This window comes from Pseudanabaena cinerea FACHB-1277 (genome assembly GCF_014696345.1).
Lineage (GTDB): Bacteria > Cyanobacteriota > Cyanobacteriia > Pseudanabaenales > Pseudanabaenaceae > Pseudanabaena > Pseudanabaena cinerea.
Genome location: NZ_JACJPY010000007.1, coordinates 14,870 through 34,345 on the forward strand (window position 1 = coordinate 14,870; position 19,476 = coordinate 34,345).

Sequence of the window (19,476 nt, forward strand, 5' to 3'; positions counted from 1 at the left end):
GTTTAGTGTGTGGGACGGCTTTCTAGTCTTTCAGTTTACTTATGCCTAGCGACCTAATCACCAATTAGTTTTCGCAATCACATAAAAAGTCGGAAATCTAAATTTCTAAACTTCTAATTTTTTCTTTTGCTGACCCATTCAATTATGATTTCTCAAAAAGCACCTAAAAAGCTTCTATTTCTATCCACTCCCGTTGGGGCGTTAGGCTCAGGCATAGGTGGTGGTGTAGAACTAACTTTGCAGAATGCGGCTAAGGCTTTAATGGCTAAAGGACATTCCGTGGAAATTGTTGCGCCAGAGGGTTCAGTTACCAGTGTTGCCAAGCTTACAGCGATCGCTGGTACGTTGCAAACATCCGCCCAAACTCAAGTTGGCGCAGATGCTGTAGTTCTTCCCAAAGACTCAGTTCTCGAAAATATGTGGAGTTATGCAAGGGAAGTACAAGATCAATTTGATCTCTTGTTTAATTTTGCCTATGACTGGCTGCCACTATATCTTACGCCTTTTCTAAATACCCCAGTTGCCCATTGGATTAGTATGTCTTCCCTATCGCCTGTGATGGATGAGATGGTCAGTAAATTGGTACAAATCCGTCCGCAAGCGATCGCTGTGAATACTCGCGCCTGTGCCGACACCTTTAGGGCAGGCGATCGCCTGATGATCATGGGCAAGGGCATTGATATTAATGATTATCAATTTGTCGCCAAGCCATCTTCACCCAAACTAGCATGGGTGGGCAGAATTTCGCCCGAAAAAGGATTGGAAGATGCGGCAAAAACGGCGCAAAAAACAGGATTACCCCTACATATATTTGGGCTAATTCAGGATTATCACTATTGGTCAGAAATTCAAACCACCTTTGCTGATGCTCAATTGCATTACGAAGGATTTCTCTCCACCCATGATTTACAATATAAACTAGGACAATGTAGCGCATTGTTAATGACTCCACGCTGGATCGAGGCATTTGGCAATGCGGCGATCGAGGCATTTGCCTGTGGTGTACCTGTGATTTCCTATCGCAGTGGCGGCTTAACCGAAATTGTGCGCGATCGCCACACTGGTTTTCTGGTCGATATGGGGAATGTGTCAGGGCTGATTAGCTCTGTAGATCAACTAGATCAAATTGATCGCCGCGCCTGTCGCCAACAGGTAGAAGCAGAGTATTCTTTAGAGGTTTGGGGCGATCGCCTAGAGAAATGGTTTGATCAATTAATTGTGCATAGTCCCCGAAATAAACCGTAATGCTTTGTATTAAAGGAGAAACAGGAGAGTTGAAAATATTGCAAGGCAGTTTCTCTAAACTTGTTTTAGTTTATTTAATTGTTACAGCACCTTACGCTTACTCAAAAATCAGAAATAGTTTTAAAAGTGTCGCTAAGCAATGCTCTTAAAACTATTTGTGTACTACTCAAAGCCTCAATAGGCTCTATGAAATTCGTTTTATGTAATGAAAAAAAGTAAAGTTACTCTTTTAATAGTCGATGATAATGATTATAACCTCATGATCCTATCCAAGATGTTAGGTAATCAGGGTTATCATATTTTAGAAGCCAGATGTGGACTAGATGCGATCACCATTGCAAAATCACGGCAACCAGATTTAATCTTGCTAGATATCCTCATGCCAGATGTCAATGGCTATGAAGTTTGTACTACTTTAAAAAATGAAGTGGCAACTCAAAATATACCTATAGTTTTCATTAGTGCTGTAGAAGAACCTAATGAGAAAGTTGAAGCATTTTCTGTGGGTGGTGTTGATTTTATTAACAAGCCTTTTCAGTTAGTTGAGGTACTAGCGAGAGTAGAAACTCATTTACGATTGAGTTCTATGCAGTGCCAGTTAATTGAGCAGGCAAACTTGTTAAAGCTACAAAATATTAGCTTGCAAAGGGAGCTATGCAATATTTCGGGCATTAATCCACGAGAGTATGAACGTATCAGTGAAAGTTTTAATAGAAACGAGTTTAAAGTTTTTTATCAACCGATCATAAACTTGCAATCTGGTTTAATCAATGGCTTTGAAGCATTAATAAGATGGCAACACCCACAAAGAGGATTAGTTTTACCTGCGGAGTTTATTGAGATCATAGAAACAACAGACTTGATTTATGCTGTGGGGCGATGGGTAATTAATACTGCCTGTCAGCAATTGCGAATATGGCAAAGCTATTATCCTCATCTTGAAAATTTAACCATAAGTGTAAATGTATCGACTAAGCAGTTGCTTGAGTTTAATCTAGTAAATTATGTTAGGGAAACACTAAATGAATATAATATTAAACCTCAATGTTTAAAGCTAGAAATCACCGAGAGTACAGTGATGGGCGATCGCGATATCACACTCCAAAATTTATATCAGCTTAAGGCATTAGGGCTTAAGTTTTGTATTGATGATTTTGGTACGGGCTATTCATCTTTAAGGCGGCTAACTGATTTCCCCATTGATATTTTAAAGATTGATTATTCATTTATTCATAATGCTGAATGGCTGATTGTTAAGGCGATCGCCACCTTAGCATTTAGTTTAGGCAAGGAAGTTGTGCTAGAAGGAATCGAAACCAATGAACAACTAGAATTACTGAAATCACTTTTCCCTAACTCCTTAGCAATGGTTTATGGTCAAGGATACTTATTTGCTCGTCCCCTTGACGCATTTGCTGCCAGTATTTTTCTCGAACAAGCCAAGACAATACCAGACCTAGAAATAGCATAGAAACGAAAATTAAATTACTAGGGTGATTTATTAAGTCGATTTACTAGGGTGATTTACTAAGTCGATAGTCGATCGCAAGGCAATTACAGCTTTATGCAGTAAACCTTAAGTTTTCAATAAGTTTTCAAGTCTATTTGCAGGGTGAGAGGAAGGTACGCTGTAGAAGCTTATTTTTTTCTGATTTCCTCTAAATTTACAGGTGATGTAGAGCGTTATAATAGACAATGAGTAATTATACTTATTTGATCGTCAGGTAATCTTAAGCAATTATAAGTAATTTTCCTATTTTCCGATAAGATTGAACGTAGGATAAATTCTTAGATATTTATACGGAGATTATTTTTTTATGCTCACTTTAAAAATAGTGGTATACATCACTGTCATATTTTTCATCAGTTTGTTTGTGTTTGGATTCCTTAACAGCGATCCTTCCCGTAACCCAGGTAATCGAGATCTCGAATAGTGTCTAATCCCTCCAAAGCTAGTCCTGCTAAGACTCAATCCCCTAAACGAATCAACAGCGATCGCCATCCAAAAAGTAGCGATTGGCGCTTGATCTTGAGCTTGTTTCCCTATGCTAAGCGCAATTCGCAAAAGCTAGTACTGTCGCTGTTTTTGCTTGTGCCTTTGTCGATCGCTGCTGCTATACAACCAATTTTGGTGCAACAGGCAATTGACGGTCCGATCAAAAACCTTGACCTATTAGGCTTGAGGTGGATTTGTCTAGTAATTTTGATCACGATCGCTGTGCGTTTAACATTTCAATCATGGCAGGGCTACTTGGTGCAGGAAGTGGGGCAGCAGATTACTGCCGATATTCGTCAAGATCTATTTCGTCACGTTACATCCCTGTCGACTAGCTTTTTTGACCGTACCCCCGTGGGTAAATTAATTACGCGGCTCACCAGCGATGTCGAAGCCTTAGGTGATGTTTTTGCGACAGGGGCTGTGGGTGTCCTCAGTGACTTTGCGGCGATCGCCACGATTGCCCTATTTATGTTTTGGTTGCGGTGGGATCTTGCCCTGCTATTGGTGGCAATGGTGATCCCAATAACCGCTCTAATCGTCTATTTTCAATATGAATATCGCAAAGCCAACTTTAAAGCCCGCGATCGCCTCTCAGAATTAAACTCAATCCTCCAAGAAAATATCATTGGCGTAAATATCGTGCAGTTATTTCGCCGTGAGAAATACAACTCTGAGCAGCATTTCAAGGTTAACCAGCAATATGTCGATGAGGTTAATCGCACCGTTTTCCATGATTCGGCGGTCTCTGCTACCCTTGAATGGATTGCCCTAGTGGCGATCGCTGGGGTTTTATGGCTAGGGGGCGGACAAATTGTCCAGAATAGTCTCACTTTCGGGGAGCTTTCAGCATTTATTTTATTTTCGCAACGGCTTTTTGACCCAATCCGTCAACTTGCCGAAAAATTCACCACGATCCAAGCTGGGTTTACTGCCGTAGAGCGCATTAATGCGATTTTGCAGGAACCCATTGAAATTCGCGATCCCGAATATCCCAAATCTTTGCCCCTTGATGGCACTGGCGAAATTTGCTTTGACCATGTGTGGTTCGGGTACAAACCCGATGAATATGTTCTTAAGGATATTAATTTCACCCTCAAAGCAGGGGAAAAAATTGCCCTAGTGGGTCCCACGGGCGCAGGTAAAAGTTCAATTATCCGTCTGCTATCCCGTCTTTATGAACCAACTAAGGGGCGTATCCTCATTGATGGTGTTGATATTCGCGATATTACCCAAACAGAATTGCGGCGATCGGTGGGCGTAATTCTCCAAGATGCCTTTTTGTTTTCGGGTGACATTAAGGACAACATTACCCTTGGCGAAGACTATGCGATCGAACAGGTAATTGCCGCCGCCGAACTGATGAATGTGGATCGCTTCATTCAAGAGCTACCCGAAAACTACGCCACCCAAATTCGTGAGCGTGGTACAAACCTATCGGGCGGACAAAAACAGTTACTTGCCTTTGCCAGAGCTGCCATCCGTGATCCTAAAATTTTAATACTCGATGAAGCCACTGCCAGCCTAGATGTAAATACTGAGTTTCTTATTCAACAGGCTCTAGATATCTTATTGCGCGATCGCACCACGATCATCATCGCTCATCGTTTATCGACCATCCGCAACGTAGATCGCATCCTAGTACTAAAGCAAGGCGAAATCGTCGAATCAGGCAATCACGATCAACTAATTGCTCAGCAAGGACTTTACGCCAGCTTACATGAACTAGAAATGATGACAACCCATTAAATTTAGTAACTGAATTAACGATTTTTCATGACTCTTTCAACTTCGCGCTTGTCATCGCGCTTTTTCATGTCTTCGCGCTTATCATGTAGTTTCTTTTGTCTTACCAAAGCCAGGGTTGCCTTAATCCAACCTTCCTTTTGATAGACCTTAAGCGGTACTAGGGTTAAACCTTTTTGCTGCACCGCCGCAATTAATTTACGGATTTCATCTTTGTGTAGTAATAGTCGCCTTGTGCGGGTTGGCTCATGATTGAAGTAGACACTGGTTGTATGATGTGGCGAAATATACATATTCAAAAGCATAATCTCGCCCTTTCGCACAATCCCATAGGCATCGCGCAGGTTAGCCTTCCCCGCTTTAATCGACTTCACCTCAGTACCCAATAGCTCGATACCCGCTTCGTGGGTTTCGAGAATTTCGTAGTTAAATCTAGCCTGCCTATTTTCAGCAAGCACCCGATAATAATTTGCCATTCAGTCTAAAAACTCGCAATAAATTCCAATAAGTGCCAATCTGGGTTTTCACAAAAAGCCTTGGAAACGCGCTCGGAGATTCCATGACAGTAGTTGTTGACCCGCAGAGGCAATTCTGCGTTTTTGGTAACGCTAGTTAGCTTCGCCTGATTGCCTTCAATTTCAGAGCGATGAATTAATACCTCGACTGTCACCAGCTTAGCGAATGTGGCGTTAGTTTCTATTTCCTGAGCAAGCACGTAGTCTTCTGTCTCATAGGTGATCGCCAAACGACATGACTCTAACGTTTTTACGATCGCCGAGTGTAGGTGTTCAGGTGCAATTTCAACTACAAACTGTTGAGTGTATCTAGCCATAAATCATCAAAACAAGAGTGGCGGCTAGTTATTCACTAGTCCTTAAAAAATAAAATATAAAACAAGAGTCGTATGCTTATTCTAGGCTACGCCATAATATTTAGACGTAAACCCTTTATTTTGAGGATTATCCATAGAATAAGCAATACAGCCTAACCATCATAAACTAACCTGTGATGGATCTTTTGCCATATTTACGGTTTGGAATTTGCCGAATTTTTGTAAACCTAAATCTTGGTTCGGGGATACCAGTCTTGCCATGATGCTAAGATCTTAGGCTATATCAGCGATCTGCGCCAATACTAGATAAATTTAGCTCTTGCGCCCTTGGATCAAGCTACGAAAGTGTGACAATATTTTTACATCACTTTTACATCTTGAAAAGCAGACCCAGTAAGGGTTTTCTATTAGGAAACGGCTGAGTCATTTTGAAATACGAGGGTTTTACAAGCCGTGATTGTATACATAATTTCTTTATAAATTCCATGTCATTGACCATTGATCCGCGTCGTCAGAGAGAGCTAGTGCGTTTGCTAGACCAAATGGGACTCACAGCAACGCATTTGGGCAAGACTTACTACGATAAGTTAAATTGGCATTTGCTAGATCAAGCCCTAGTGCATCCTAGTTTTTCAACGGCTTACAACAACGATCAACTAGAGTTTATTGGTGATAGTGTGCTTAAGCTGTCGGTGAGTTTGTTTCTGCGGGAGCAATATGGCGATAAAAAAGTGGGCGAGTTATCGGCGTTGCGGGCGCATTTGGTCAGTGACAAAAATCTGGCACAGATAGCCAAAACCTACGATTTGCATAAATATATCGTTTTATCAGAAGCGATGCGTAAGGATGCTCAAAATGTGCAGGCGATGGAGCAAACCGTATCGGCAAATTCGCTAGAAGCTTTAATGGCGGCGATTTATATTTCCCTTGGTGATGTTAAGTTTGTGCGGAAGTGGCTCGACCTGCATATGCAGAATGCGGTCGAGATGTTGTTAAAGATTCCTGCTTTTGGTAATTACAAGTTGGCTCTGGTGGAATTGACCCAAAGGCATTGGAAATGCTTGCCTGAATATCGGCGGATAGATGCTGATGATGGACTGTTTGCGGTGGAGGTATGGGTGGGCGATCGCTGTTGGGGGCAAGGGCAGGGCAAGAGTATCAAAATGGCACAGCAGGCGGCGGCAGCGATCGCCCTAGAAGCAATGCAAGCAAATTAAAAAAACGCCCCGAAAGGCACTATTTTTTATGGATTTGGACGATGTAGCCCGACTTTCATTCTTTCTTCAATGTTTTTAACCACAATATAGAGAATTGGCACAATAAATAAACTTAACAAGGTTGCCACACACATCCCCCCCATCACCGCCGTGCCGATGGACTGACGGGCGGCGGCTCCTGCCCCAGTGGCAATTACGAGAGGGAAGATGCCGATAATCGTGGAGAAGGCAGTCATCAAAATTGGGCGTAGGCGCTGCTGTGAAGCCTCGATCGCAGCCTTAGTAATACTCAAGCCCTGCTCCCGTAACTGGTTGGCAAACTCCACAATCAAAATTGCATTTTTACTCGCCATGCCCACGAGCATCACGAGTCCAATCTGAGTATAGACATCGTTAGAAAAGTTAGGGCTAGATAAACTGCGAAACATCACTGCCAATAATGCGCCTAACACCGCTAAAGGCACGGTGAGCATAATAATCGCGGGATCGATGTAGTTTTCATATTGGGCGGCGAGTACCAGGAATACAAAGACTACGCCTAAGCCAAAGATAAAAATGGCACTATTGCCAGAGCCAATTTCTTCTAGGGATAGCCCAGACCATTCATAATCAAAGGTTTTCGGCAGCACTTGATTAGCAACTTTAGTAATGATATCGATCGCCTGTCCCGAACTAACCCCTGGGGCGGTGTTGCCTGTGATCTGCACCGAGCGCAGGAGATTGTAATGGTTAATGATCGAAGGTCCAACGGTTTGCTGCACCTTGACCAGATTGCTAAGGGGGATCATTGTGCCATTGCGCGATCGCACATAGATCTTATTGATGTCATCGGGGTTGGCGCGGAATTGAGCATCTGCCTGTACATAGACGCGATAGGTGCGCCCAAAAGCATTGAAATCATTGACATATTGGGAACCGAGCAGGGTTTGCAAGGTGGCGTAAATATCCTGCAAAGAGACCTGCAAAGCGTTTACTTTGACGCGATCGACCTCTACGGTTAGCTGCGGCGTATTGCCATTAAAGTTGGGGCGCAATCCTGCCAAGCTGGGACGGCTGGGGTCAGGATAGGTACTGGCGGCTCCTAAAAGCGCTCCCATCGTCTGTTCAATGGCGGGGAAGCCTTGATTGGCTTTGTCCTGCAATTGAAACTCAAAACCGCCATAGTTGCTCAAGCCCTGAATCGCAGGGGGCGGGAAGGGAACTACAAATGCTTCTTTGATCGAAATCAGTTCGGGTAATAAACCAAAGGGGGCAGGGGCAAACCCGCCGATGATGGCATCCGCCGATCGCGATCGCTCTTTCCAGGGTTTGAGGGTGGCAAAGACAATGCCATTATTTGGCGTATTGCCGCTAAAACTAAAGCCGCCCACTGCAAAAATATTGGCAATTTCAGGATAGGCAGGTTGACCATTTTCATCCTTGCGGCGCATGATCCCTTCGATGTTTTCCAGCACCTTCTCAGTGTAATTAAGAGATACGCCTTCGGGCGCTTGCACGATCGTGATGAAATAGCCCTGATCCTCTTGGGGCAGAAATCCCCTTGGCACAATCGTATAGACCCAATAGGTCAAAAATAGAGAGGCAATAAACAGCACCATCACTATCCCTTTGAACCCAGTCAGTTTGGTGACGCTCCATTGATAGCCTTGGCGGGTGCGATCAATTACACCGTTGAGTCGATCGAAAAACCAATTACTTTTTGGAGCTTCCTGCTTGAGCAAAATCGCGGCAAGGGTGGGGGATAGAGTGATCGCGTTAAATGTGGAAACTGTGATCGAGAAGGCGATCGTCAGCGCAAATTGCTTGTATAACTGCCCCGTTGTCCCAGGAAAAAATGCCACAGGCACAAATACCGCCACTAGCACTAAGGAACTGGCAATGACCGCGCCCTGCAACTCATTCATTGCCGCGATCGCTGCTTGTATCGGTGGCTCATGGTTTTCTTGAATACGGCGGGTGATATCCTCCACCACCACGATCGCATCATCAACCACTAACCCTGTAGCCAGGGTCAAGCCGAATAGGGTGAGGGTATTGATATTAAAATCTAAGAGCTTGATGAAGATAAAAGTACCGACCAAAGCCACAGGAATGGCGATCGCAGGGATCAAGGTGGAGCGCCAATTTTGCAGGAACAAATAAATAATTACGATTACCAAGGCGATCGCAATTAACAGCGAAATGATCACCTCCTCCGTCCCCGCCTCAATGAAGCTAGTCGTATCAAAGGCGATTTTATAATCTAGCCCTGGTGGAAAATTAGGTCTTAGCCCCTCCAAGATCTTTTTCACAGCATGGGCTACTTCAAGGGCATTAGCATCAGGTAACTGCGACACCCCTAGCCCAATGCCACGAGTGCCATTAAACCGCAGGGAAGAGCCATAATTTTCCGCTCCCAATTCCACGCGCCCCACATCACCAAGCTTGATTAAAGAGCCATCGCCATTAGTTTTAATCACAATTTGGGCAAACTCATCGGCGCTTTGCAGCCGCCCCTTAGCAGAAACTGATAACTGATATTGCTGATTGGGCAAATTCGGCTGCTGTCCAATCTGTCCCACACCCACCTGCAAATTCTGTTGCTGGATTGCCGCCACCACATCCTGCGAAGTTAAGCCTCTGGCTGCCAAGCGATTGGGATCGAGCCAAACCCGCATCGCATACTTGCGTTCACCGAAAATGATCACATTGCCAACGCCATCAACCTTTTTGATCGCATCGACAATATATAGATCGGCATAATTACTCAAATACAGATCGTCATACTGCCCATTTTCGGCATAAACCCCGATCGCAAACAAAAATCCTGAAGACTCTTTACTAACTCTCACGCCCGTTTGCTGCACAGGACCAGGCAACTGCGCCTGCACCGTAGATACGCGGTTCTGCACATCCACCGCCGCAATGTCTTTGTCTTTGTCTAGATCAAATACAAGATTGACAATACTTGTACCATCGTTGGAACTAGTGGAGGTGATGTAGCGCACTCCCTCAATGCCGTTGAGTTCTCTTTCTAAAATATTCGTGACCGTAGACTCCACCACCTCGGCATTTGCGCCCACGTAGTTTGTGGTTACTGTGACTTTTGGCGGCGTAATTTCGGGATATTGGGCAACGGGCAGTAAAAATATACAGGTTGCCCCCATCAAGGTGATTACCAAAGAACAGACCGTGGCAAAAACAGGTCTACGGATAAAGAAATCAGAGATTGATAGCAGCATGGGCGCAAGTTTCTATATGAATTAAAAAAGGGCGCTTAGCGCCCTTTTTAGAGTTAGAAGACCAAGATTATAATATGCGGTATCAGCAATACACTCGCTACCACCAAAGCGGTGATTGCGGCGATTAACACTGCCCCAGCCGCACAGTCTTTGGCAATTTTGGCTAATTGATGAAACTCGCGTCCCACCGTGAGATCGACCACCGCTTCTAGGGCAGTGTTGAGCAGTTCTAGCACCAGCACGAAAGAGATAGTGAGGCTAATTACAGCACAGGCGATCGCTGATATTTGCAAATAGACACTCAGCCCCAAAGCGATCGCGCCGATCATTAGATGAATCCGAAAATTTCTTTGAGTACGAAAGGCATAAATTATCCCCTGTCCCGCATATTTAAAACTGAGCAGTAGGTTAGAGGCAACTTGAAAAGAGTCACTACGCTGATGAGGATGATCTGGCTCTCGAAAATGATTAGTCTCTGGCATTGGCTCGGACAGTGAAGGCACCTGAATAGAAAACAGTCGGGGTAACGCTCTTGATAGCGATAAATCGTTATTCATGGATTTAATTCCGAATAGATTCGACTAAAGTGAAACATCAATAAGCTTTAGCAGATGATCTTGTTGAGTAAGCATCGCTTCTAAACTTTGATCGTCAGGGTGATCCCACCCAATTAAATGTAACAAACCATGCGCCGCCAACCAGCATATTTCATAGGTAAGCGAATGCTGTCGTTCTTGAGCTTGGCGGAGTGCTGTCGTCTGCGAAATGATGATATCACCTAAGCATATTGGCTCTACGTAGTCAAACATACCTTCAGGCAATTCGGGCATTGCTGCCTCCAGCGTTGCAAAAGACAGCACATCCGTAGGACGATCAATTTGTCGATATTGTTGGTTTAGCTGCTGAATGGTTGTGTCATCGGTAATCGTAAGAGATAGCTCATAGTCATCATTGCTGATTTCACCTTCAGCTTGTAAATATGATGCCCATTTTGCAAACCATTCTTGCCATTGATCGCTAGATATGGGATGGACATCAGAGATCGCCGCTTGGATATCGCAATATATTTCAATATTCATAGTATCTTGCTAACGACTAATGAAAAGCGATCGCTAAACCCACCAAAGTACCAAATACACCAAAAACAGTTAAGAAAAAGTGAAATAGAGACTTGCCCCCCTTCTTGACCATGTTACGCATAGCAATTTTTACGAAACTCCCTTGCTCAGTTTTGACGGTGGCATGGGGATATTGGTAACTAGATTGCGAATAATTAACCTTGCCCTCAGTTGCACTAACCTGAAAAGGTACTGACTTCACACCATCTTTCTCGTCTTTTTCATTCATAGGATTTACTGGCAAATTGTTTTGTTGTTGATTATTCATGATTTTAATATACAAAGGGTGCGACCTCAATGTAATACAACTATTAGGTGGCAAGGAGACCCCATCAACTTTGGTAACGTGGTACTGTTTCCACTTGATCGCATTCCCTAGCAATTAGGAGAAACAAATTAAAAGCAATTAGGGAAAACCGATCACTTCAACCTAACTGTTCCATAAACCAAGAACCAATTTGGGAATTATCTATTTCACGGCTACGTTGCAAAGCTTCCTCTAATAAACTCAATCGTAGACCTCCTAATACTGAGGATTCTGTAATCCTTTCGCTTCCTAAACCCTGCAAAATGCGGAATGCAGTAATTTTCATGTTCTGGACATCGATTACCCAATATTCACCAACGCGCACTTCTTCATATAGCAAGCGCTTTGCGCCGAGGTCATAGCCTAATGAGGTATCGGCAATCTCAATCACGATATCAGTGGGTAAACTCTCGTCAAGATCAACAATGGCAATACTTTGAGGTGCATTCTGAGTGCGATCGCCTACATAATAAGAAATATCAGGCTGGCATTCCCTTATTCCCACTTTGCGATAAACTAAAAGCAACTAAAAGCAAAAAGGACGCGATTGCGCCCTTTTTAAACCTAAATATTGCTAGTTAATCTAGTTAATAACTGGTTAGACCTTTGCAAAAAGCCCTTCATGCTATCAGCGTCAAAGCTCTTTTGTGCCATCAATGCCAAATCATAGACATGGGCGCAAATCATATTTGCCAAATCCGCCGATGTCGACTTGCCATTAACCACAATCTGGCTATCGTCAAGGGAAATTAGCTTTTCCATTAAAGGATGCGCCGTATTCACCAACAACACATGATCTTCAGGGAAGCTAGCGGTTCCCTGCTGCATCAAAGCAGTCATCTCCTGCATCCGTCTGGCAAACTCTGGCAATAGAATAATCGCAGGTGGTGCAGATGCCGCATCCTCAGACTTGATCGCCTCTGTGCGGATCGTGAGCTTAGGCTTATTCAGCGCCTCACGGAAAATTTCTTGCAGGCGATCACTCTTAGTTTTATTGGTCTTAGGATCGACGATTTCCGTATTGGAATCCTTATCCACCAAGCGATCATCAATTTCCGCATCCACCCGCGCAAACTTAATATCCTTAAATTCACGCTCCAAAAAATTGATGAAATGGCTATCAATGAAGGAGTCAAAGGTCAGCACCTCTAAACCTTGATTTTTATGCAGCTCTACGTAAGTACCTTGAGCGATCGGATCAGAAGTATAGAAAACTTGATTTTCATGCTTCTCTTTATTGCGCTCTAGATAAGCTTGGAGCGTGGTGTAGTTGCCACTATCGCTCTTGACCTCATCGGCGCTACTAGTGGAGGGGTACACCAAGATCTCCTTGATTTGTTGATAGAACTTATCACTATTCATCGCCCCAAACTTCATGAAGATGCTGATATCTTGCCAACACTTCAGATATTCTTCACGGGAATCATTGTACAAAGCGGTCAGGCGATCGCCCACCTTTTTAGCAATGAAGTCCTGAATCTTACGAACCTTGGGATCACCCTGCAAAAAGCTACGGGACACATTAAGCGGAATATCCGTACTATCGATCGCCCCACGCAATGGCATCAAAAATTTGGGGATTACATCATCGCAGTTGTCACTCACAAACACATGATTACAGAACAGCTTGATCTGTCCACGGTTAGGATCGATATCCGCCTTCATCTTCGGAAAATAGAGAATACCCTTGATCACAAAGGGATAGTCGGTATTGAGATGAATCCAGAATAGGGGATCGTCCTGATAGGGATAGAGATAACGATAAAACTCTAAATATTCATCATTAGTCACCGATTTAGGCGACTTGTCCCAGAGAGCCGTTTGCTTATTGATCACCTCATCGCCCATTTTGATGGGATAGGGCATAAAGTCACAATAATTGCGGATCATCCGCTTAATCTCAAACTCATTGAGATATTCTTCGGCATCTTCCTGTAATTGCAGGGTGATCGTTGTCCCCACCGCCTCGCGATCGCCATCATCTAGGGTAAAGGTCGTTGAGCCATCGCAAGACCAATGGATTGCTTCTGCGCCTTCTTTGTAAGAACGGGAGTCAATGGTCACATTGCTCGCCACCATAAATGATGAGTAAAAACCTAAACCAAAATTGCCAATAATCTGTTGATCCCCAGAGCCACTATTGGCATACTTCGTGGCAAACTCTTGGGCGCTGGAAAAAGCAACCTGATTAATATATTTTTTGATCTCCTCCGCCGTCATGCCGATCCCCGTATCGGCGATCGCCAACGTCTTCTTATCCTTATCAATCGTGACCGTAATTTCAGGCTCAACGGTGTGACTTGTTTCCCCAGCATAGGAAACCATTTTCAGCTTGCTGATTGCATCCACCGCATTAGAAACCAACTCCCGCAAAAAAATATCTCGCTCTGAATACAAAGCCTTTTTAATGATGGGGAATATATTATCGGTATGAATACTAATCGTTCCCTGCTCGTGCATAGCTTGCAAAGCTCCTGAATATATTAATTACTGCGTATTTCACGCCTGATTATAGCGAACCATACCCTTGAACTCATCGCTCACCTTGTCGCGTTCTCCGTACCTCACGCACAGATTATGAAGCTTTGCAAAGCAAATCTATACATTTTTGTAACTTCAGTTGAAAAACCTGATTGCCTAACTTATTGTGGATATCAATAATTTCTGAGTAAAACATTACAGATATGGTAATCGCCGCAATTATCTACATATCAATATCTGTACTTTTAGTAGCAAGTACAGGTATATTTTTTGTCAAAGCTATTCAGTCTTTGATGAGCAGAGCGCAAGCCCAAAAAAAATATCAGCGTCCTGAGCCAGTGATGTTTTTACGCCCCACTGCCAATGATCCCCTTGCCATTTCCACGCATAGGGCGGAAATAATCGCGATGCTAGAGCGCCAGTTTGCTAGTAGCCCATCATCTGACTCCTAGCACCATGACTTAGGCAGCAAAAAATTAGGAACAAAGATGACCGTTGAAGTTTTGATCGCCCCTGGAGAGGCAGACTATGTGGCTCGTCGCAAACAATTACGCAAGCAGCGCCGCATTCGGATCTGGCAACGAATCTGGCAACTAACCTTCATCACAGGGATGACTGGAGGGCTGCTGTGGGTGGCTATGTTACCAGAATGGCAACTACGCAGTCCTGCCCAGATTGAAATTGAAGGCAATAGTCTCCTCTCATCCAACGTCATCAAAAAAGCCTTACCAATTAAATACCCTCAATCTATTTTTCAGATTCAACCCCAAGCGATCGCCACTCAACTAGAGAACTCCGCACCCGTATTTGGAGTAGTGGTGTCCCGCACGATTTTTCCATCCAAACTGACGATCCAAGTGCGTGAGCGCCTGCCGATCGCCAACTCAACCCGCAAAGGACAAACTGGATTCCTAGACGCTGAGGGCATCTGGATACCCGTCAAAGCCTACCCCACTAGCATCACAAAACCGAAGCTAGTTGTCCTAGAACCTAGCGATCGCCCCATCGCCAACTGGTCAACCCTTTATCGGCAGATTAGCCAAAGCCAAGTCAAGATCAATCAAGTCGATGCCCGCGATCAATCTAACCTCATCCTTAGTACCGAGCTAGGTCTTGTATATTTTGGTACATATCAGCCAGCCCTATTTACCACCCAGTTAGAAACCCTAGATCGCATGAGAACTTTGCCAGACAAGCTAAACTCCCAAAACCTACTTCACATCGATCTCACCCAACCTAGCGCTCCAGTACTAGAGATGAAACTAACCCAAAACAATAAATCCAATCCAACTAATCAACAAGCAACCCCAAACCAACCATAAACTTGGTTAAAAATACTGATAATTTAGCCGCCAAGCCTCATTCAGCCAATATCTAGCTTAAGCCTCACAAAAAGTCACTCCAAGAAAAGTAATTTTAAAATGTCAATTTCTGTCTAAATTGTATTTTTAAGGCTATTATTATCTTTTTCTGGTAGGTTTAAATTTGTAAACACAAATTCAATATCTATCAAACCACGGCAAAACCATGACTCACAAAGAGTCTAACGGCAGAGACATCTAGGGAAGCATCAGTACAACGATTTTATTTACGAAAGCGCGATAAATGACATCTCAAAACAACTGGTCAAATTTGGACTCAAACAGTTCTGACAACGGAGAATTAGACGTACAAATGGACGAACTTTCTGAGTTTTCAAATAACTCTAGACTGCAACTCAGTCACTCTCTCAATCTTATGAAACATCAGTTAGGCGTTGACACAAAAGCGGAAAATATCATGTTGGGCAGTGTTGCAAAAATCAAAGTAATTGGTGTTGGCGGCGGCGGCGGCAATGCTGTAAATCGCATGATCGCAAGTGAAGTTACTGGTGTTGAGTTTTGGTCATTTAATACCGATGCCCAAGCATTGCTTCAGTCATCAGCCTCCAAACGCTTTCAAATGGGGCAAAAGCTGACCAAAGGCCTAGGTGCTGGCGGCAACCCCGCGATCGGACAGAAAGCAGCCGAAGAGTCACGGGATGACATAGCCCAAGCCGTAGAAGGTGCAGATTTAGTCTTCATCACCGCAGGCATGGGTGGCGGCACAGGCACAGGAGCCGCCCCAATCATCGCCGAAGTTGCCAAAGAAGCAGGCGCACTGACCGTTGGCATCGTTACCCGTCCCTTTACCTTTGAAGGGCGACGACGTGGACAGCAAGCCGAGGAAGGCATCGCAGGCTTACAAAGTCGTGTTGACACACTAATCGTGATCCCCAACGACAAATTACTTTCCGTCATCTCCGAGCAGACCCCCGTCCAAGAAGCATTTCGAGTAGCCGATGACATCCTGCGGCAAGGTGTCCAAGGTATCTCTGACATTATTATGATCCCAGGATTAGTTAACGTCGACTTTGCCGACATCCGCGCCATCATGGCAGACGCAGGCTCCGCAATGATGGGCATCGGTGTTGGTTCAGGCAAATCTAGAGCCCGAGAAGCTGCAATGACCGCCATATCATCGCCATTGCTTGAGACCTCTGTTGATGGAGCCAACGGTGTAGTATTCAATATTACTGGCGGCGAGGACATGACCCTCCACGAGGTTAATGCGGCTGCCGAGACAATCTATGAAGTAGTTGATCAAAACGCCAACATTATCTTTGGGGCAGTCATTGATCCTAAGATGGATGGCGAGATTCGGATTACCGTAATCGCCACAGGCTTCTCCCCAAAAACCCATCCAGCGATCCCCCCGCAAATTACGAAAAAAGCCCAATCAACCATAGCCACTCCACGCCCATCTGTAACATCACCACCACCGATCACCCCACCTGAAAACAAGTTTAGCAAGCCAGGGCTAGATATTCCCGACTTTTTACAGCGCCGTCGCCCTCCTAAATAGAATAGCCACGACAATTTGTCCGTTTGTCCGTAATTTAGATGCACTGAATAACTAATTAAGGATGACAATGGGAATTATAGCTATGTTAATTGTTGATAAAATGCCGTGACAAACTTAACGACTACTAGACCTGCTCTTCATAAACTACCATCTCTTGGTAGCGGTGACGATCGCTTGAGGTTATTTGCTGGTTCAGCCAACCTACCCCTAGCCCAAGAAATTTCCCGATATTTAGGGATCGAGCTTGGGCCAATGGTAAGAAAAAATTTCGCCGATGGTGAAGTTTATGTGCAAGTACAAGAATCGATTCGCGGTTGCGACGTTTACCTAATCCAGCCCACTTGCCGCCCCGTTAACGATCATTTAACAGAATTGTTAATCATGATTGATGCCTGTCGCCGTGCCTCGGCAAGGCAGATTACGGCGGTCATGCCCTACTATGGTTATGCAAGAGCTGATCGCAAAACCGCAGGTCGCGAATCTATCACAGCCAAGTTGGTCGCTAACCTAATCGTTCAGTCGGGCGCAAACCGAGTTATCGCTATGGACTTGCACTCAGCCCAAATTCAAGGTTACTTTGATATTCCCTGCGACCATGTATATGGCGCACCAGTTTTACTAGATTATCTCAATGACAAAAAACTACCCGATCTAGTGGTAGTTTCCCCTGATGTCGGCGGCGTTGCCCGCGCTCGTGCTTTCGCCAAAAAACTCGATGATGCCCCACTTGCCATCATCGATAAGCGGCGACAAGCGCATAATGTGGCAGAGGTAATGAATGTGATTGGTGATGTGTCAGGTAAAACTGCTGTTTTAGTAGACGACATGATCGACACCGCAGGTACAATCTATGAAGCGGCTAAACTGTTACGCAAGGAAGGCGCTAGACAAGTATATGCTTGTGCTACCCATGCGATTTTTTCGCCCCCTGCCGCCGAGCGCCTTTCCAGTGGAGTCTTCGAGGAGGTAATTGTCACCAACTCCACCCCCGTTAGACAAGAAAACTACTTCCCCCAGCTTAGGGTTCTTTCTGTGGCTGATCTTATGGGCGAGACAATCTGGCGTGTTCACGAAGACACCTCAGTGAGCAGTATGTTTAGATGATCCAAAATCATTTTTTTGTTCAGATAATGTATACTAAGATACAAATCCTGTAGATATAGTAAGTTTAAGTGAGAATAGTGATATTAACTTTCATTAATCTTCATAGGTTGGCACTAAAGAAGACTCCTAGTATTACTCATTCACAGAGTATTGCTAGTCCGAACTAAAATGAAAGTTAACATGAGCAATGAGAACTGATTGTGTGCTGGCATACTTTCTAAGAAGCTAGTTGAATTATTAGCTTAGAAAAGTACTACCCACATAGCCAGTATTTCCTGCGGATCATACTCAGTCTTGATACTAATCCACAAAATAGCTAAGCTACTTTGTGGACTCAAGACACTTATTAGATTTGATGTTGGACTTCTCGCGTTAGTGTGATCACACTAACGTGAACTGCCATCATTCGCATCAGGGTTGTGATGAATACTGCCTCACTCGCCTACAGTGAATCTCACTATGGGTATTATCGTTTGTTTTTTATTTTTTGGTCAAAGAGGGTTTACAGGGTTGGTAGAACGCGCTCTTGTTGATGTCTTTCGCGAAATGAATGGGGGAATGTTCCCCCCCATGACGGAAACGTTTGAACGCGGTAAGACGATTTTTTTCCCAGGTGATCCTGCGGAACGTTTTTATTTTTTGGTAAAAGGAGCAGTTAAGCTGTCAAGGGTTTATGAAGCAGGAGAGGAAATCACCGTCTCTCTTTTGCGTGAGAATAGTGTGTTTGGTGTTTTGTCTTTGATTACAGGCAATCGCTCCGATCGCTTTTATCATGCTGTTGCTTTTACACCCGTGGAGCTACTATCTGCTCCCATTGATCAGGTAGAAAAAGCGCTCAAAGATGATCCTGATTTACCAATGGTGCTATTGCGTGGTCTGTCGTCACGAATTTTGCAAACGGAAATGATGATCGAGACTTTGGCACACCGTGATATGGGATCGCGACTGGTTAGCTTTTTGTTAATTCTCTGCCGTGACTTTGGTACGCCCTCTAGTGAAGGTGTAACAATCGACCTCAAGCTGTCCCATCAGGCGATCGCCGAAGCGATTGGCTCAACGCGGGTCACTGTGACGCGGCTATTAGGAGACCTCCGCAAACAAAAAATGATTGCTATTTCTAAAAAGCGGATCACTGTCCATAATCCTATTGAGTTGGGGCAGCAGTTCGCTTAGTGAGATTAACTTTATATAGCTTGGCGATCGCTGCAATTGTCATAGTTAGTGTTTGGACAGCTTGCAAGTTTGTTTATGGGAGCTAGGGTTGACACTGACTGACACGAACTAGCGCTTTAAGTTGGTGATGCGTTAATATATTGATGTGATTCC

General features: G+C 44.2%; 17 protein-coding genes and 1 pseudogene. 10 read left to right on the forward strand and 8 right to left on the reverse strand.

What is annotated here, in order from left to right; genetic code table 11:
* Positions 1 to 144: 144 nt before the first annotated feature.
* From H6F44_RS03780 to H6F44_RS03795, 4 genes are all read left to right on the forward strand, one after another.
* Entirely contained in the window at positions 145 to 1,245 is a 1,101-nt protein-coding gene (locus tag H6F44_RS03780) for a glycosyltransferase family 4 protein (protein WP_190349625.1), read from the forward strand.
* A 205-nt stretch (positions 1,246 to 1,450) separates the two neighbouring features.
* A complete protein-coding gene (locus tag H6F44_RS03785; RefSeq protein ID WP_190349626.1) occupies positions 1,451 to 2,716 on the forward strand; it encodes a GGDEF/EAL domain-containing response regulator in 1,266 nt (421 codons plus the stop codon).
* 346 nt (positions 2,717 to 3,062) lie between these two features.
* On the forward strand, positions 3,063 to 3,179 hold the full coding sequence (locus H6F44_RS03790; protein WP_071590106.1) for a photosystem II reaction center protein I: 117 nt from the start codon (positions 3,063 to 3,065) through the stop codon (positions 3,177 to 3,179).
* 50 nt (positions 3,180 to 3,229) lie between these two features.
* Positions 3,230 to 4,990, forward strand: coding sequence for an ABC transporter ATP-binding protein (locus tag H6F44_RS03795; RefSeq protein WP_407681860.1), 1,761 nt, complete (start codon positions 3,230 to 3,232; stop codon positions 4,988 to 4,990).
* Between the two features lie 14 nt (positions 4,991 to 5,004).
* Here H6F44_RS03795 and smpB read toward each other — a convergent pair whose 3' ends face one another.
* Positions 5,005 to 5,463 carry an SsrA-binding protein SmpB gene (smpB, locus tag H6F44_RS03800; protein ID WP_190349627.1) on the reverse strand — a complete coding sequence of 153 codons (459 nt, stop codon included), beginning with the start codon at positions 5,461 to 5,463 and terminating at the stop codon, positions 5,005 to 5,007.
* Between the two features lie 5 nt (positions 5,464 to 5,468).
* On the reverse strand, positions 5,469 to 5,819 hold the full coding sequence (locus H6F44_RS03805; RefSeq protein WP_190349628.1) for a hypothetical protein: 351 nt from the start codon (positions 5,817 to 5,819) through the stop codon (positions 5,469 to 5,471).
* 485 nt (positions 5,820 to 6,304) lie between these two features.
* Here H6F44_RS03805 and rnc point away from each other — a divergent pair, with 485 nt between their 5' ends.
* Positions 6,305 to 7,036 carry a ribonuclease III gene (rnc, locus tag H6F44_RS03810; RefSeq protein WP_190349629.1) on the forward strand — a complete coding sequence of 244 codons (732 nt, stop codon included), beginning with the start codon at positions 6,305 to 6,307 and terminating at the stop codon, positions 7,034 to 7,036.
* Between the two features lie 26 nt (positions 7,037 to 7,062).
* Here rnc and H6F44_RS03815 read toward each other — a convergent pair whose 3' ends face one another.
* The 6 genes and pseudogenes from H6F44_RS03815 to htpG all read right to left on the reverse strand — a co-directional run bounded on the left by H6F44_RS03815 (position 7,063) and on the right by htpG (position 14,142).
* Positions 7,063 to 10,257 (reverse strand): efflux RND transporter permease subunit, encoded by a 3,195-nt coding sequence (locus H6F44_RS03815; RefSeq protein WP_190349630.1) that lies wholly within the window; start codon positions 10,255 to 10,257, stop codon positions 7,063 to 7,065.
* Positions 10,258 to 10,310: 53 nt separating this feature from the next.
* Complete coding sequence (locus H6F44_RS03820) at positions 10,311 to 10,814, reverse strand: diacylglycerol kinase (RefSeq protein ID WP_190349631.1); 504 nt, start codon at positions 10,812 to 10,814, stop codon at positions 10,311 to 10,313.
* A gap of 24 nt (positions 10,815 to 10,838) precedes the next feature.
* Complete coding sequence (gene ybeY, locus H6F44_RS03825) at positions 10,839 to 11,336, reverse strand: rRNA maturation RNase YbeY (RefSeq protein ID WP_190349632.1); 498 nt, start codon at positions 11,334 to 11,336, stop codon at positions 10,839 to 10,841.
* 16 nt (positions 11,337 to 11,352) lie between these two features.
* Positions 11,353 to 11,475, reverse strand: a pseudogene (locus H6F44_RS23900) (DUF3285 domain-containing protein); the annotation flags it as partial.
* A gap of 325 nt (positions 11,476 to 11,800) precedes the next feature.
* Positions 11,801 to 12,187 (reverse strand): Uma2 family endonuclease, encoded by a 387-nt coding sequence (locus tag H6F44_RS03835; RefSeq protein ID WP_322096160.1) that lies wholly within the window; start codon positions 12,185 to 12,187, stop codon positions 11,801 to 11,803.
* Positions 12,188 to 12,246: 59 nt separating this feature from the next.
* Positions 12,247 to 14,142 carry a molecular chaperone HtpG gene (gene htpG / locus H6F44_RS03840; RefSeq protein WP_190349699.1) on the reverse strand — a complete coding sequence of 632 codons (1,896 nt, stop codon included), beginning with the start codon at positions 14,140 to 14,142 and terminating at the stop codon, positions 12,247 to 12,249.
* A 224-nt stretch (positions 14,143 to 14,366) separates the two neighbouring features.
* On the opposite strand from htpG, the gene H6F44_RS03845 reads away from it, so the two are divergent.
* The 5 genes from H6F44_RS03845 (at position 14,367) to ntcA (ending at position 19,323) form a co-directional block, all read left to right on the forward strand.
* Positions 14,367 to 14,615, forward strand: coding sequence for a hypothetical protein (locus H6F44_RS03845; RefSeq protein WP_190349633.1), 249 nt, complete (start codon positions 14,367 to 14,369; stop codon positions 14,613 to 14,615).
* Positions 14,616 to 14,651: 36 nt separating this feature from the next.
* Positions 14,652 to 15,485, forward strand: coding sequence for a cell division protein FtsQ/DivIB (locus H6F44_RS03850; protein ID WP_190349634.1), 834 nt, complete (start codon positions 14,652 to 14,654; stop codon positions 15,483 to 15,485).
* 283 nt (positions 15,486 to 15,768) lie between these two features.
* Positions 15,769 to 17,046, forward strand: coding sequence for a cell division protein FtsZ (gene ftsZ, locus H6F44_RS03855; protein ID WP_190349635.1), 1,278 nt, complete (start codon positions 15,769 to 15,771; stop codon positions 17,044 to 17,046).
* Positions 17,047 to 17,151: 105 nt separating this feature from the next.
* Positions 17,152 to 18,150 (forward strand): ribose-phosphate pyrophosphokinase, encoded by a 999-nt coding sequence (locus H6F44_RS03860; protein WP_190349636.1) that lies wholly within the window; start codon positions 17,152 to 17,154, stop codon positions 18,148 to 18,150.
* Between the two features lie 459 nt (positions 18,151 to 18,609).
* Positions 18,610 to 19,323, forward strand: coding sequence for a global nitrogen regulator NtcA (gene ntcA / locus H6F44_RS03865; RefSeq protein ID WP_199301974.1), 714 nt, complete (start codon positions 18,610 to 18,612; stop codon positions 19,321 to 19,323).
* Positions 19,324 to 19,476: the final 153 nt, after the last annotated feature.

What these genes read in the sequence shown, in the direction of transcription:
- H6F44_RS03780 (WP_190349625.1), top strand. Translation starts at nt 145, where the DNA reads ATGATTTCTCAAAAAGCACCTAAAAAGCTTCTATTTCTATCCACTCCC.
- H6F44_RS03785 (WP_190349626.1), top strand. Translation starts at nt 1,451, where the DNA reads ATGAAAAAAAGTAAAGTTACTCTTTTAATAGTCGATGATAATGATTAT.
- H6F44_RS03790 (WP_071590106.1), top strand. Translation starts at nt 3,063, where the DNA reads ATGCTCACTTTAAAAATAGTGGTATACATCACTGTCATATTTTTCATC.
- smpB (WP_190349627.1), bottom strand. Translation starts at nt 5,463, where the DNA reads ATGGCAAATTATTATCGGGTGCTTGCTGAAAATAGGCAGGCTAGATTT.
- H6F44_RS03805 (WP_190349628.1), bottom strand. Translation starts at nt 5,819, where the DNA reads ATGGCTAGATACACTCAACAGTTTGTAGTTGAAATTGCACCTGAACAC.
- rnc (WP_190349629.1), top strand. Translation starts at nt 6,305, where the DNA reads ATGTCATTGACCATTGATCCGCGTCGTCAGAGAGAGCTAGTGCGTTTG.
- H6F44_RS03815 (WP_190349630.1), bottom strand. Translation starts at nt 10,257, where the DNA reads ATGCTGCTATCAATCTCTGATTTCTTTATCCGTAGACCTGTTTTTGCC.
- H6F44_RS03820 (WP_190349631.1), bottom strand. Translation starts at nt 10,814, where the DNA reads ATGAATAACGATTTATCGCTATCAAGAGCGTTACCCCGACTGTTTTCT.
- ybeY (WP_190349632.1), bottom strand. Translation starts at nt 11,336, where the DNA reads ATGAATATTGAAATATATTGCGATATCCAAGCGGCGATCTCTGATGTC.
- htpG (WP_190349699.1), bottom strand. Translation starts at nt 14,142, where the DNA reads ATGCACGAGCAGGGAACGATTAGTATTCATACCGATAATATATTCCCC.
- H6F44_RS03845 (WP_190349633.1), top strand. Translation starts at nt 14,367, where the DNA reads ATGGTAATCGCCGCAATTATCTACATATCAATATCTGTACTTTTAGTA.
- H6F44_RS03850 (WP_190349634.1), top strand. Translation starts at nt 14,652, where the DNA reads ATGACCGTTGAAGTTTTGATCGCCCCTGGAGAGGCAGACTATGTGGCT.
- ftsZ (WP_190349635.1), top strand. Translation starts at nt 15,769, where the DNA reads ATGACATCTCAAAACAACTGGTCAAATTTGGACTCAAACAGTTCTGAC.
- ntcA (WP_199301974.1), top strand. Translation starts at nt 18,610, where the DNA reads ATGGGTATTATCGTTTGTTTTTTATTTTTTGGTCAAAGAGGGTTTACA.